At 72.3% G+C, this 13,025-nt stretch carries 13 protein-coding genes; 10 read left to right on the top strand and 3 right to left on the bottom strand.

Going from position 1 to position 13,025, the window contains the following annotated elements; genetic code table 11:
* Positions 1–69: 69 nt before the first annotated feature.
* The 3 genes from FYX01_RS08660 to FYX01_RS08650 all read left to right on the top strand — a co-directional run bounded on the left by FYX01_RS08660 (position 70) and on the right by FYX01_RS08650 (position 2,862).
* Complete coding sequence (locus FYX01_RS08660; RefSeq protein ID WP_150239343.1) at positions 70–672, top strand: hypothetical protein; 603 nt, start codon at positions 70–72, stop codon at positions 670–672.
* A 446-nt stretch (positions 673–1,118) separates the two neighbouring features.
* Positions 1,119–1,286, top strand: a complete 168-nt coding sequence (locus FYX01_RS08655) for a DUF3117 domain-containing protein (RefSeq protein ID WP_013154899.1) — start codon at positions 1,119–1,121, stop codon at positions 1,284–1,286.
* 91 nt (positions 1,287–1,377) lie between these two features.
* Positions 1,378–2,862 carry a leucyl aminopeptidase gene (locus FYX01_RS08650; protein ID WP_150239341.1) on the top strand — a complete coding sequence of 495 codons (1,485 nt, stop codon included), beginning with the start codon at positions 1,378–1,380 and terminating at the stop codon, positions 2,860–2,862.
* Positions 2,863–2,896: 34 nt separating this feature from the next.
* Here the strand turns inward: FYX01_RS08650 and FYX01_RS08645 are convergent, their stop codons facing one another.
* Positions 2,897–3,484 (bottom strand): O-methyltransferase, encoded by a 588-nt coding sequence (locus tag FYX01_RS08645; RefSeq protein ID WP_150239339.1) that lies wholly within the window; start codon positions 3,482–3,484, stop codon positions 2,897–2,899.
* 317 nt (positions 3,485–3,801) lie between these two features.
* Here FYX01_RS08645 and sigE point away from each other — a divergent pair, with 317 nt between their 5' ends.
* From sigE to FYX01_RS08625, 4 genes are all read left to right on the top strand, one after another.
* Positions 3,802–4,416 carry an RNA polymerase sigma factor SigE gene (sigE, locus tag FYX01_RS08640; RefSeq protein WP_190394231.1) on the top strand — a complete coding sequence of 205 codons (615 nt, stop codon included), beginning with the start codon at positions 3,802–3,804 and terminating at the stop codon, positions 4,414–4,416.
* Between the two features lie 2 nt (positions 4,417–4,418).
* The gene (locus FYX01_RS08635) at positions 4,419–5,087 is read left to right on the top strand and encodes an anti-sigma factor family protein (RefSeq protein WP_150239445.1); all 669 of its coding nucleotides are present in this window, start codon (positions 4,419–4,421) and stop codon (positions 5,085–5,087) included.
* Between the two features lie 50 nt (positions 5,088–5,137).
* Complete coding sequence (locus FYX01_RS08630; protein WP_394350441.1) at positions 5,138–6,151, top strand: transcriptional regulator; 1,014 nt, start codon at positions 5,138–5,140, stop codon at positions 6,149–6,151.
* 545 nt (positions 6,152–6,696) lie between these two features.
* Entirely contained in the window at positions 6,697–7,764 is a 1,068-nt protein-coding gene (locus tag FYX01_RS08625) for a S1C family serine protease (RefSeq protein ID WP_223830359.1), read from the top strand.
* Positions 7,765–7,861: 97 nt separating this feature from the next.
* Here the strand turns inward: FYX01_RS08625 and FYX01_RS08620 are convergent, their stop codons facing one another.
* On the bottom strand, positions 7,862–9,001 hold the full coding sequence (locus FYX01_RS08620; RefSeq protein ID WP_150239333.1) for an Mrp/NBP35 family ATP-binding protein: 1,140 nt from the start codon (positions 8,999–9,001) through the stop codon (positions 7,862–7,864).
* Between the two features lie 405 nt (positions 9,002–9,406).
* Here FYX01_RS08620 and FYX01_RS08615 point away from each other — a divergent pair, with 405 nt between their 5' ends.
* Positions 9,407–10,426, top strand: coding sequence for a CPBP family glutamic-type intramembrane protease (locus tag FYX01_RS08615; RefSeq protein WP_150239331.1), 1,020 nt, complete (start codon positions 9,407–9,409; stop codon positions 10,424–10,426).
* 56 nt (positions 10,427–10,482) lie between these two features.
* On the opposite strand, the gene FYX01_RS08610 is transcribed toward FYX01_RS08615, so the two are convergent.
* Positions 10,483–10,956, bottom strand: a complete 474-nt coding sequence (locus FYX01_RS08610; RefSeq protein WP_150239329.1) for a GtrA family protein — start codon at positions 10,954–10,956, stop codon at positions 10,483–10,485.
* A gap of 233 nt (positions 10,957–11,189) precedes the next feature.
* Between FYX01_RS08610 and FYX01_RS08605 the strand changes: the two genes are divergently transcribed.
* Both FYX01_RS08605 and purE read left to right on the top strand, forming a co-directional pair.
* Positions 11,190–12,359: a 5-(carboxyamino)imidazole ribonucleotide synthase gene (locus tag FYX01_RS08605; protein WP_150239328.1), complete on the top strand. Its 1,170-nt coding sequence runs from the start codon at positions 11,190–11,192 to the stop codon at positions 12,357–12,359.
* Positions 12,356–12,931, top strand: coding sequence for a 5-(carboxyamino)imidazole ribonucleotide mutase (gene purE / locus FYX01_RS08600; protein ID WP_190394230.1), 576 nt, complete (start codon positions 12,356–12,358; stop codon positions 12,929–12,931). Before FYX01_RS08605 ends, purE begins: the two co-directional genes overlap by 4 nt.
* Positions 12,932–13,025 lie beyond the last annotated feature (94 nt).

Below are 13,025 nucleotides of genomic sequence, written 5' to 3'. Positions count from 1 at the left end.
TTCTCAATCGCTGTACTTGTGTACCCCCGCTCCGCCGGAGCGGGCGCAGCATCGTTGAGGATGGCGAGGATGGACACAGCAGCCGAACTGGAGTCGGGAGCTGGGGACAGGCGCGAACAGCCCGCCTCCTCCGCCACGGCCGTTTCCCCCGTACGGCAGATGTCCCTGTGGCCACCGCCCAGGTCCACCCGGCACAACGGCAGGCGCCGCCGCCAGGTCACCGTTCTGGCCGTGGCCGTGTCGGCCGTCCTGTTGGCCGGTGGAGGCGCCACCGCCTGGGCCCTGCTCGCCGGCATCGCCGACGAGGACCCGGAGGAGGCCGCGGCGCCGGCGGAGGAGTTCGTCGGCTCCTGGGCCGGTGAGATGGTCCAGGTGGACACCGAGGGCGACCACGTCGCCGACTGGCACGCCGAGGTCCGGATCGAGGAGGGCGCCGAGCGGGGCAGTACCGCCTGGACGACCTTCTCCTGCTCCGGGACGCTCGTGCTGTCGGCGGGCGACAACAACCGGCGGGTCTACGCCTACACCGAGACCGCCGACCCCCAGGACCGCTGCGTGGACGAGGCCGAACTGACCGTGTGGCCCGCCGCGGACGGCGGCGGGCTGAGGGCGGAGTGGTCGTCGGTCACCCGCGAGGGCACCCGAATGATCTCGACGGGCGACCTGGTCTGAACGGACAGAACCGGACCCGTCGGTCCGACCGGGCGCGGCCCGGGTCCCCTCGCGTCCCCTGGTGTCCTCAGAAGACGGAGAGCAGCAGGTCGGAGCCGGTGTCGGAGCGCCTTCGGGGCACGGTTCGATCCAGCGCCCCGGGGCAGGAGTCCGTTCGGCCCCTCGCACCCTCAGCGGGTTTCGGCCAGGACCGATATAACCTTACTGACCAACGATTCCTCGTCGGTGGGTGCTCGTGACGGCGGTCCGGCCACCGTCTGGCGCACACACGGGGGCGAACCTCCGAGATAATGGTCGAAGAGTGATTCACGTCCCTTAAGCCACACGGGCACGAGTCACACGGAACCGGCCTACGGTTCCGGAGCCGAGACGGGCCAAGCGGATCGGCGCCGGTGCTGTGGGTCGGCCCCGGTCACCCGCGAGGAACACCTAGAAAGGGGAATGGCATGGCGGCCATGAAGCCGAGGACCAGTGACGGGCCGATGGAGGTCACCAAGGAGGGTCGCGGCATCATCATGCGAGTCCCGCTGGAGGGCGGCGGACGCCTGGTCGTCGAACTGACGCCGGCCGAGGCGACCGAACTCCGGGACGCGCTCAAGGGCGTCGTCGGCTAGACGTACCACGTTCTTCCCCCACCGGGCCGGAACGCCCCGACGACCCCCGAGGTCGTAGACCCCCACGACAGCGAACGATTGTGAGCGACCTGTGCCATTCGCCACGGAGATCCGTCCCCAGCCGGGGAGCCTCGCCGAATCCACCGCGGACCTGCTGGTCCTTCCCGTGCTGTCGGGAGACGGCGGACCGACGGAGGTCGGAGGGGTCGCCGAGGGCGGCCTGACACAGGTGCTTCCGGCTCCGCTCACCGACCTGTTCGCGCACTACTCGCTCGCCGGGAAACCCGGAGAGCTGGCCCAGTTCCCGGTGCCCCGGGACCAGGGCCTGGTCCGCATGGCACTTCTGGGGGTCGGTTCGGGTTCCCCCGACGACCTCCGGAAGGCCGGCGCCGCCCTGTCCCGGGCCGCACGGGGAAACGAGCGCGTGGCCCTCGCCTGGCCCGGGGCCGGCGGTGACGCCGCCACGGCCTTCGCCGAGGGCGCGCTCCTGGCCTCCTACACCTTCAGCCTCAAGACCGCCGAGGCCCCGGCCGGAAAGCGCCCCGCCCCGGTGATCGACGTGCTCGGCGCCGGGGACCTCGCCGACGCCCTGGCCCGCGGGACCCGGTTGGCCGAGGCCACCGCCCTGGCCCGCGACCTCGTCAACACCCCCTCCCTGACCAAGGACCCCGAGTGGATGGCCGCCCGCGCCCGCGAGGTCGCCGAAGAATCCGGCCTGCGGGTGCGGGTCTGGGAAGAGGAGGAGCTGGAAAGCGACGGCTTCGGCGCCATCCTCGGCGTCGGCCAGGGATCGTCGCGCCCCCCGCGGCTGGTCCAGCTCTCCTACACGCCCGAGAACCCCGCCGCGCACGTCGTGCTGGTCGGCAAGGGCATCACGTTCGACACCGGCGGCCTCTCGCTCAAGCCCAACGACAACATGTCGCTGATGAAGACCGACATGAGCGGTTCGGCGATCGTGCTCGCGGTGCTCTCGGCGCTGTCCGCCGTGGGCGCCCCGGTACGGGTGACCGGCCTGCTGGCGCTGGCGGAGAACGCCTTCTCCGGCGACGCCACCCGGATCGGTGACGTGCTCACCACCTACTCCGGCACGACCGTCGAGGTGCTCAACTCCGACGCCGAGGGCCGACTGGTCCTGGCCGACGCCATGGGCTACGCGGTCGCCGAGCTGGCACCGGACGTACTGGTGGACGTCGCGACCCTGACCGGCGCGGCGAAGGTCGCGCTCGGTACCGGCATGGGCGCGCTCTACAGCACCGACGACGCGCTCGCCGCCGAGCTGGAGAGCGCCGGCGAGGCCTCCGGCGAACCCCTGTGGCGGATGCCGCTGACCGAGGAGTACGTCGAGACGACCCGGTCCCGGGTCGCGGACCTGGCCAACATCGGGACCCGTTCCGAGTTCGGCCCCGCCGGAGCCACCGACGCGGCCCTGTTCCTGCGCGAGTTCACCGGCGGCGTGGCCTGGGCCCACCTGGACATCGCCGGTCCCGGCCGGTCGATGAAGGAGGACGGCCTGCTCACCAAGGGCGGTACGGCCTTCGCCACGCGCACCCTGCTGCGCTGGCTCGCCGACCGGTAGCCCCCGCGGAAGCCTGTGGACGGCCAGCGCCCGGTCACCGGATGGCGGCCAGCAGCCCCTCACCGACGGGCATCAGCATGGGGATGAACTCCTCCTCCTCGCGCACCCGGCGGACCACCTCGCGCACGGCCGTCTCGCGGGGGTCGGGCACGCGCAGCGGCCCGTCCGGCTCGGAGGAGGTCACCATGGCGCCGTTGAACACCGCCATCCCGCCCGGGCGGAGCAGGCGCAGCGCCTCGTCAAGGTACAGGGGGTAGGACACCATGTCGGCGTCCACGAACACCAGGTCGTATCCGCCGTCGGTCAGCCTCGGCAGCACCTCCAGGGCGGTCCCCCGGATCAGCCGGGCGCGTCCGGGGCCGAAACCCGCGCGGGCGAACGCCGAGCGCGCGTAGTCCTGGTAGGCGGCGTTGGTGTCCACCGTGGTCAGGATCCCGTCCGGGGCCATCCCCCGCAGCAGCCAGATCCCCGACGCGCCGCACCCCGTGCCGATCTCCACCACGGACCGTGCGCCGATCGACGCGGCCAGGAAACGCAGCGCGGTACCCGTCGTGGCGTCCACCGGCGGTGCCGACGAGCGGCTCCCCGTCTCGTACGCGTCGGCCAGGGGCTCGTCCTCCATGGCGTTCCGCTCGAAGCGGGCCTGTTCGGCGCGGACCCAGGTGCTCCGGGCCGCGGTCTCCTCCGGGCTGGCGATAACGGCCTCCCACTGCGGTGGTCATATGTCTGGTGGGGCTCTGACCAGTCAATGGTCACCCACCGTAGAATGGCGGTCGCGGCCAGGTCATGTCCCTGGCAAAAGACTAGCCTGATCCGGACCGAACTCCGAGCGTGGCGGCGGGAACTTAATCCACGTCCCCCGGCGTTGAATCGGGATGAACGTACGTTGATCGCCACGAAGCAAACTCCCCCCGACCAGCCTGGTGGCGAATCGACGGGATGAAGGGAGCAGCGGTGCCAGAGTCCGGCCCTGCCGTGGAATTCGAGGCATGGGAGCCCCCGAGCTGGGACGAGGTCGTCCGGACCCACTCTCCGCGCGTGTACCGGCTCGCCTACAGGTTGACCGGCAACAAGCACGACGCGGAGGACCTCACCCAGGAGGTCTTCATCCGGGTCTTCCGCTCCCTGGCCAACTACACCCCCGGAACCTTCGAGGGGTGGCTGCACCGCATCACCACCAACCTCTTCCTCGACATGGCCCGGCGCAGGGCCCGTATCCGCTTCGAGGGCCTGGCCGACAACGCGGACGAGCGCCTGGAGGGCCGCGAGCCCTCTCCCGCCCAGCGCTACGACGACCGGCACTTCGACGCCGACATCCAGTCCGCGCTGGACGCGCTGCCCGCCGAGTTCCGCGCCCCCGTCGTCCTCTGTGACATCGAGGGGCTCTCCTACGAGGAGATCGCGGCGACGCTCGACGTCAAGCTCGGCACCGTCCGCAGCCGCATCCACCGGGGCCGCGCCCAACTGCGCAGGGCCCTGGAGCACCGGCGGTCCCTGGCCTCCGGCAGCGAGGCGCGCAGCGGTGGAAACGTGATCAACGGGGAGGCGGAGTGAGTATGGGACACCTCGGAGAGCGTCTCTCCGCGCTCGTCGACGGGGAACTGGGCCCGGCCGAGCACGAGAGCGCCCTCATCCACCTGGCCAAGTGCGAGCCGTGCCGTTTCGAGGCCGACATGATGCGCCGCCTCAAACGCAGACTGAACGGCCTGTGCGAGCCCGAGCCCGACACGGACTTCATGGGACGGCTCACCAGCCTGTCCCAGGACCACGGGCCCGCAGGCCGGGGCCCCTCCGACCCGCCGTCCGGCGGCGCGGGCTTCGGGGCGCGCCCGCCCCTGGGCTCCTCACGTCCTCTCGGCGGCCTCTCCGGAGGCGGCCACCCGGCGGCCGCCCCGGGGGTCCCCCCGACGCCCGGCGATGCGGCTCCGACCCGGCCGGGACGTGCCGAGCGGCCTGACCGCCGGCGCTTCGGCGGCGACCGCCTCGCCCACCTGTTCCCGGCCTTCCCCGGCGGCCGCTACGCCGTCGCGGGCCTCGCCGTGGCCACGGCCCTGATCGGCAGCGCCTTCGTCGCCGGGGGCGACTCCGAGGAGACGCCGGTGGTCGAGCCCCGCCTGTCCGACTACGCGGTCGAGCACGCGGTGACCAGTCGCCACATGCCGGTGGTCGACGCCTCTCCCACGGCCGCCGACGCCCCGCACGGCTCCTCCGAAGCCACCCGGTGAACGCGGAGGGACACCCCTCCGCGCGTTCCACCCCGGTCATACTCCTCGTCGTGGCACTGCTGTGCGCACTCCTGCTCACCGCCGCCGCGTGTCCCGGGGCCGCCGCGGTTCCCGCCGAGGGGTCGGACAACGGGATGCCGGTGCTGCGCAGCGCCGCCGCCGCGGAGGACGAGGTCGCCTACTCCGCCGTACGCGAGATGACCGGACCGGAGGGTGCGCAGGACCGGGAGGTCCGCGTGCGCGTGGTGAACAGGCCCGGGGAGGGCATGGCCCTGGCCCCCGTCGGTGACGAGGAGTCCGCTCTCGTGGTGCGCTCCTCCTCCGCCCTGGAGTCACTGGACGAGCGCCTGCTGAGCATGCTCCAGGACACCTACTCCGTCATGGACGCGGGCGTCGCCGACCTGGGGGGCAGGGAGACCCGCGTGGTGGAGGCCGAACGCGCCGACGGCACCGTCGCCGGGCGGTTCTGGGTGGACACCGGAACCGGCCTGCTCCTGGGCCGGACGGTCTACGGGGCGCCCGGAGAGCCCGCGCTCAGCGTCCGCCTCACCGGCCTCGTCCTGGGTGAGGGGCCCTGGCCCGACGGCGAGACCGGCGACCTGCCCTGGGGGGACGCCCTGACGGGGGCCGAACGCGCCGACCTGCGCGGTCGGGGCTGGCACCTCCCCGAGTACCTGGCCTGGAACCTGCGGCTGGTCGACGCCCGGTCCACACGGCACGCCGAACGCCGGGTCGTACACGCGGTCTATTCGGATGGACTGTCCCAGGTGTCGGTTTTCACCCAACGTGGGAAGCTGGACGCCGAGCATTCCCCCACACTTCGGAACGGATACGTCGGAACCGGAACGGGGGGAGGTGGCGTCACAACACAACACGACACGATCTTCGGCGGCGACACGGGCCAGTACCAGAGCATGTGGCAGGCGGACGGCTTCGTCTACACGGTGCTCGCCGACGCCCCCGCGGGGCTGGCCTCCTCGGCCGTGACCGCGTTGCCGGACCCCGGAGGTTCCGGCTTCTGGGCCAGGGTGCGGCGCGGCCTGGCCCGGCTGGGATTCCTCTAGGCCTCCGCCGAGTCGCGTGTCGACCGACAGTCGAGCGACGTACGGAGCAGGTCTTGAGCGAGGAAAGCGGCCGTCCGGAGCAGCGCGGGGAGCCCGGCCGGGCGACCCCGCCGGGTGGGGGGACACCACCCCCTGAGCGCGCCGCGCCGGACGGAGAGCGCGCGCCGGGTCAGGCTCCTGCGGAACACCCCCCGCGTCCCGGGTGGGCCGTCGCACCGCCGCCCCAGGACCCCGGGCCCCCGGCTCCCGGGCCCGCGCGCCCGGGAGCCGCTCCCGTGCCCCCCGGACCCCCGGCACCGGTCCCGCCGCACGGTCACGGGCCCCCCGGCGCGCAGGCGCCGCCCACCGCCGGGCAGGCACCTCCGCCCCACGGATCCACGGGGCACATCGGACAGACGGCCTCCGGCGGCTACGCGGCGGCCTTCACGGGCTCCCACGCCCCCGGGGGGCCCGCGCTCCAGGCCCAGCAGGCTCACCAGGCCCAGCAGGCCCAGTACGCGGTGCCGCGGCCCGCCGCGGACCGCCGACGCGGCATCCCGGCGTGGATGGCGCTGTCCGGCATGCTCGTCGTGGCGCTCATCGCCGGTGGCGCGGGCGGTGCCGCGGGCACCTTCCTCAGCGGTTCCGGCGCCGCCGAGGCGGTGCCGCAGGAGAGCCCGGTCATCAACGAGCCGCCGCCGGAGGCCCCCGAACGCGACCCCGGCAGCATCGCGGGCGTGGCCCAGCGGGTGAGCCCGAGTGTGGTGGCCATCCAGAGCGCCGACCCCCGGGCCCAGGGAGGCGGATCCGGGTTCGTCATCGACGGCGACCACGTGGTGACCAACGACCACGTCTCGTCCGGACTGGAGGCGGAGGGCATCGTCGTGGTGTACAGCGACGGCAACCGCTCCGACGCCTCCGTGGTCGGCTCCGACCCCAGCTCCGACCTCGCGGTGCTGTCGCTGGAGGACCCGATCGACGTCGAACCGCTGGAGTTCGGCGACTCCGAGGAGGTCATCGTCGGGGACGAGGTGATCGCCATCGGCGCGCCCCTGGGCCTCGACACGACCGTCACGCAGGGCATCATCAGCGCCGTCAACCGCCCGGTCGCCTCCGGGGAGGGCGAGAACGCCAGCCGCTTCTACGCGCTGCAGACCGATGCCGCCATCAACCCGGGCAACTCCGGCGGTCCGCTGGTGGATCTCCGGGGGCGGGTCATCGGGGTCAACTCGATGATCGTGACCATGGGCTACATGGGCGAGCCCTCGGGCAACATCGGCCTGGGCTTCGCGATCCCGTCGACCGAGGTCGAACGGATCGTGGAACGGCTCATCGAGTACGGCGAGACCAGCTACGCCGACATCGGGGCCGACATCGACCTGGACAGCCCGATCGCGGGAGCGGTCATCGCCGAGGGCTCCGGCGCGGTGGAGGAGGGCGGCCCGGCCGACGAGGCGGGCCTGCGGTCCGGCGACGTGATCGTCTCCCTGGGCGGAGACCGGGTGAACTCGGGCCAGGAACTGCTCGCGAGGCTGCGCGGCCTCAGCCCGGGCGACGAGGTCGAGATCGGGTACGAGCGCGACGGAGGACGGGACACCGCCATGGTCACACTGGGCTCGTCCGGCGAGGACTGACCGGGCGCCTCCTCCCGGCCCGACACACGCGTGAGGCCCCCGAGCGGTGCTCGGGGGCCTCGCACAAGTCTTCCGGTACCGTCCGCGGGGAAACCGGTCAGCGGCCCGCCGGGGAGATGCCCAGCTGCATGCCGGCCAGCCCGCGCGGCTTCCCGACCAGTGTGTCGGCGACCGAGGAGATCACCTTGCTGGCCTCGGCCTCGGGCTCGGTCAGCACCAGCGGCCTACCCTCGTCGCTGCCCTCGCGAAGGCGGGTGTCCAGCGGCACCTGGCCCAGCAGCGGGATGTCCATGCCCAGGGTCCTGCTGAGGGCGTCGGAGACCGTGCGGCCACCGCCCTCGCCGAACAGGTGCACCGGCTCCCCGCCGCCCGGCGGCAGGTAGTACGACATGTTCTCGATCACGCCCGTGATCCGCTGGTGGGTCTGGGCGGTGATGGCGCCCGCGCGCTCGGCGACCTCGGCGGCGGCCTGCTGCGGGGTGGTCACCACGAGCAGCTCGGCGTTCGGGAGCAGCTGCGCGGTGGAGATGGCGATGTCACCGGTGCCCGGGGGCAGGTCCATCAGGAGGACGTCCAGGTCGCCCCAGAACACGTCCGACAGGAACTGCTGCAGCGCGCGGTGCAGCATCGGGCCGCGCCAGACCACGGGCTGGTTGCCCTGGGTGAACATGCCGACCGAGATGACCTTGATGCCGTGCGCGGTGGGCGGCAGGATCATGTCCTCGACCTTGGTCGGGTAGTCCGACGTGCCGAGCATGCGCGGAACCGAGTGGCCGTAGATGTCGGCGTCGACGACACCGACCTTGTGGCCCTGGGCGGCCATGGCCGCGGCCAGGTTCACGGTGACGGTCGACTTGCCGACGCCGCCCTTGCCGGAGGCGACGGCGAAGACCCTGGTGAGCGAGTTCGGCTTGGCGAAGGGAATCTCCTTCTCCGCCTGGCCGCCGCGCAGCTTGGTCTGGAGCTCCTTGCGCTGCTCCTCGCTCATCACGTCGAGCTCGACGCGCACGGAGGTGACCCCGGCGACCTTGGTCACCGCTTCGGTCACGTCCTTCTCGATACGGCCCTTCATCGGACATCCGGCCACCGTGAGGTAGATGCCGACGCTCACGACGCCGTCATCGGCGATGTCGACGCTCTTGACCATGCCTAGGTCGGTAATGGGACGGTGGATCTCCGGGTCTTGCACCGTGGTCAGGGCTTCGCGCACCTGCTCGGTGGATGGTGTGGAGGACATGTGCCCAATCGTAGGTCAGCGGGACGGGATCAACGGCCTGCGGTGTCGCTCCGACGGGCCGTTCATGTTCAACGAGGACGGCACACCCCACATTCCGGGGAGCGGGGTCGGCGCCGGTCACGCCCACCGGTCCGTGCCTACCGTGGTCAGGCGATAACGGCGTGGCCTTAACGCTGGCGATACATGCCCGGATAGTAGTCTCGGCGCACGATGGGAAATGTGCCGCCACAGCCTGGTTCGTCCTGGCCCGCCGCGCCCAAGGAGCCGGAAGGGCGGGCCGCCGGGCCCTACACGCAGGAGCAGACCTGGGCGGGCCCACCGGGTGGGGGAAGACTGACACCGCCGGGGGGTCATCCCCTGTCCGGCGCGGATCCGTCCGTGTGGGCCTGGCCGCCGCCGAGACCGGTGCGCACCAGCGAGTTCGCCTGCGCGGAACTCCCCGGGGGTGAGTCCTACCACAGGCTCGGCCGCACCTCCCGCTTCCGCTGGTGGTCCACACCGCTGACCCTGGCCGTCTTCGCGGTCCTGGTGTTCTTCCTGTGGATGGCGATCATCCTGGCCGTGACGATCGTGGCGATCATCGGCGGCAGCGGCCTGGCCCCCGACTCGGTCACCCTCAGCACGATCGCCGAACTGGCCTTCGGCCTGCTGTCGTCGGCGCTGTTCCTACCCATCGTCCTCTTCCTCGTACGCGTGGTGCAGTGGCGCAGGATCGGCTCCCTGATGTCGGTGGAGGGCCGTCTGCGCTGGGGTTGGCTGGCCCGCTGCACGGTGGTGGCGATCGTCCCGGTCGCCCTGTGCGCCGCGCTGTTCCTGCCCCTGGCCAAGCTCCTCCAGCCGGGGCTGGTGCCCAGCGAGGCGACCGGCGGGACCGAGGTGTTCGCCGCGGCGATGACGGTCATCGTGCTGCTGGTGCCGTTCCAGTCGGCGGCCGAGGAGCTCACCATGCGCGGCCTGCTCATGCAGCTGGTGGGTGCGGTCGGTGCCCGGTCCGGCGAGCGGGGCGGCGGATCGGCGGTGTCGCGGGTGCTGCGCTCCCCGGGGCCGGCCGTCCTGGCCAGCGGGACCCTGTTCGCGGTGCTGTACCTGGCCATGCATCCGGGTGAGGTGTGGACGGCCGCGGCCCTCGCGGCCATGGGGCTGGGAATGGCCTGGCTGACCTGGCGCACCGGCGGTCTGGAGGCCGCGATCGGCCTGCACGTGGTCAACAGCCTCGTGCAGTTCACGCTGTGCGTCTTCGAGGGGCGCATGGAGCAGATCGGCACGGGCCTGGTGGTCGGTTCCGGACTGCCCCTGGGCGCGGGCTCGCCGCTGGTCCTGCTCCTGACACTGGTCCAGGTGGGCCTGTACACGCTGGCGGTGGTGTGGCTGGCGGACCGACGCGGGGTACGCCGCAGGAGTGCGGAGGCCACGGCCCTCCGGTGACGCGGCGCCCGGGCCGTGATCGGAGGGGGTCCTCCCCGACCGGGCGGCGGGGCCGGTTACGGGACCGGTTCGCGCGAGGGGTTCTCCGGCCGCTCCGGCTGTTCGGGGAAGACCCACGTTCGGTAGGAGAAGAACCGGAAGAACGTCCCGAGACCCACGCCCACCACGTTGCCCGCGACGTTGCGCGCCAGCGGGCCGTCGAGGTCCAGCACGTACACCGAGACGCCCAGGCAGGCCAGCTGGATCAGCATCCCGACACCGTTCATGGTCAGGAACAGCACCGTCTCACGGCCGTAGCCGGTACGGGCCCGGTCGCTGAAGGTCCAGAACCGGTTGCCGACGAAGGCCACCGCGATGGAGCACAGCGTCCCGACCACCTGGCCGGTGAGCGGGGCCGCCCCCGCCACGCTCCACAGCAGGTTGGTCGTCCCCAACTGCACCGCGTAGGCCACGGCCCCCACGGAACCGAACTTGCCCACCTCTCGCGCGAGCTTCGCGAGTCCGGGGCGGCGGGCGGGGAAGTCACGCACGGGCCTGTGCCTCCTGGTGTGGTCGGGGACGGCTCCCACCTCGGACGGGCCGCCGGCCGGCGGTGCGGCCGGGCGATGGGGATTCGGACCGCCGCACGCGCACGCCCTAGACTCTAGCCGGGGACCGGAGCAGGGACCCCGGCCGCGGGTTCCGAGCCGAACCGGCCAGGTCCCGCCGTGCGCGGGGCCGTCCCGTCACCGCGGTTGACGAGCAGCATGTGAGTTGAGGAACTGTGAGCGAGCGTAACCGCACCGTCCCCCGCGTGGGAATGGTGGGAGGAGGCCAACTCTCCAGGATGACCCACCAGGCGGGCATCGGACTGGGCGTCGACTTCTCGGTGCTGGCGGCCGACCCCACCGACAGCGCCGCACTGGTCTGCGGTGACGTCACCCTGGGCGACGACCGGGGTCTCGACGACGTTCTGGCCTTCGCCAAGGCCAACGACGTGGTCACCTTCGACCACGAGCACGTGCCCGAGCCCGTCCTGCGCGCGGTGGAGGAGGCGGGCGGACTGCTGCGCCCGAGCCGGGACGCCCTGCGCTTCGCCCAGGACAAGCTGCGCATGCGCACGCGCATGACCGAGCTGGACGCCCCCTCCCCGCGCTGGCGGGCCGTCACCACCCTGGAGCACGTGGTCGGCTTCGCCGAGGACGGGGACGGCGGATCCGGCTGGCCGGTCGTCCTCAAGGCGGCCCGGGGCGGCTACGACGGCAAGGGCGTATGGATCGTGGACGGCGCGGAGCGGGCCCGTGAGGTCGTGGACCGCGCCGCCGCCGAGGAGGTGCCGCTCCTGGTGGAGGAGAAGGTCGACTTCGCCCGGGAGCTGGCCGTGCAGGTCGCCCGGTCCCCGCACGGGCAGGTCGCGGTGTACCCGGTGGTGGAGACCGTCCAGCGCGGAGGCGTCTGCCACGAGGTGATCGCCCCCGCCCCGGAGCTTTCCGAGGACAGGGCCGTCCGCGCCCAGCAGTTGGCCATCGAGATCGCCCAGGCGCTGGACGTGACCGGGATACTGGCGGTGGAACTGTTCGAGACCGCCGACGACGTGGTCGTCAACGAGTTGGCCATGCGCCCGCACAACTCCGGCCACTGGAGTATCGAGGGAGCGCGCACCTCCCAGTTCGAGCAGCATCTGCGAGCCGTGCTGAACCTGCCTCTGGGCTCGCCGCGCACCAACGCCCCCTACACCGTCATGGCCAACCTGCTGGGCGGTGAGGACCCCGAGGTCTACCGCCGCTACCTGCACGTGATGGCCAAGGACCCCGAGGTGAAGGTGCACTTCTACGGCAAGGACGTGCGTCCGGGCCGCAAGATCGGGCACGTCACCGTGATGGGCGAGGACTACGGGGATCTCCTGGAGCGAGCCCGGGACGCCGCCACCTACCTGCGAGGAGACGACCAGTGACCGACAACGCCAACGGACGGGACCAGGACCGGGACAGGAGCCCCGCGGGGGACCCCGTGGTGGGCATCGTGATGGGTTCGGACTCCGACTGGCCGGTGATGCGGGAGGCGGCCGAGGCCCTGCGCGAGTTCGGAGTCCCGTTCGAGGCCGACGTGGTCTCCGCGCACCGCATGCCGCACGAGATGGTCGCCTACGGTGCCGAGGCCGCCGGGCGCGGGCTGAAGGCGATCATCGCCGGTGCGGGCGGTGCCGCCCACCTGCCCGGCATGCTGGCCTCGGTGACGACCCTGCCGGTGGTGGGCGTCCCGGTGCCGCTCAAGTACCTGGACGGGATGGACTCGCTGCTGTCCATCGTGCAGATGCCCGCCGGTGTGCCGGTGGCGACCGTGGCGGTGGGCGCCGCACGCAACGCCGGCCTGCTGGCGGTGCGGATGCTGGCCGTGGGCGATCCCGGGTTGACCGAGCGCATGACCCGCTTCCAGGAGGAGCTCAGGGAGCAGGCCCAGGCCAAGGGCGAGCGGCTGCGCCGCGAGGTCGCCGGCGGTGAGAGGCCCACCGGGTTCGGTTTCTAGTGCGGTAACCGGATGATCTTGCCCGTACCGGCGGCCTCGGCCGCCGAGATTGCCGGTACGGGCAAGATCATCGCTGACGGCGTGGGCCGGCGGG

The sequence above is a fragment of the Nocardiopsis quinghaiensis genome (assembly GCF_008638365.1).
Classification (GTDB): Bacteria; Actinomycetota; Actinomycetes; order Streptosporangiales; family Streptosporangiaceae; genus Nocardiopsis; species Nocardiopsis quinghaiensis.
The sequence above is the reverse complement of the archived record's forward strand: the minus strand, read 5'-3'. Positions and strand labels throughout refer to the sequence as shown.

Coding starts and splice junctions, on each gene's coding strand:
- FYX01_RS08660 (WP_150239343.1), top strand. CDS start 70: ATGGACACAGCAGCCGAACTGGAGTCGGGAGCTGGGGACAGGCGCGAA.
- FYX01_RS08655 (WP_013154899.1), top strand. CDS start 1,119: ATGGCGGCCATGAAGCCGAGGACCAGTGACGGGCCGATGGAGGTCACC.
- FYX01_RS08645 (WP_150239339.1), bottom strand. CDS start 3,484: ATGGAGGACGAGCCCCTGGCCGACGCGTACGAGACGGGGAGCCGCTCG.
- sigE (WP_190394231.1), top strand. CDS start 3,802: ATGAAGGGAGCAGCGGTGCCAGAGTCCGGCCCTGCCGTGGAATTCGAG.
- FYX01_RS08635 (WP_150239445.1), top strand. CDS start 4,419: ATGGGACACCTCGGAGAGCGTCTCTCCGCGCTCGTCGACGGGGAACTG.
- FYX01_RS08625 (WP_223830359.1), top strand. CDS start 6,697: ATGGCGCTGTCCGGCATGCTCGTCGTGGCGCTCATCGCCGGTGGCGCG.
- FYX01_RS08620 (WP_150239333.1), bottom strand. CDS start 9,001: ATGTCCTCCACACCATCCACCGAGCAGGTGCGCGAAGCCCTGACCACG.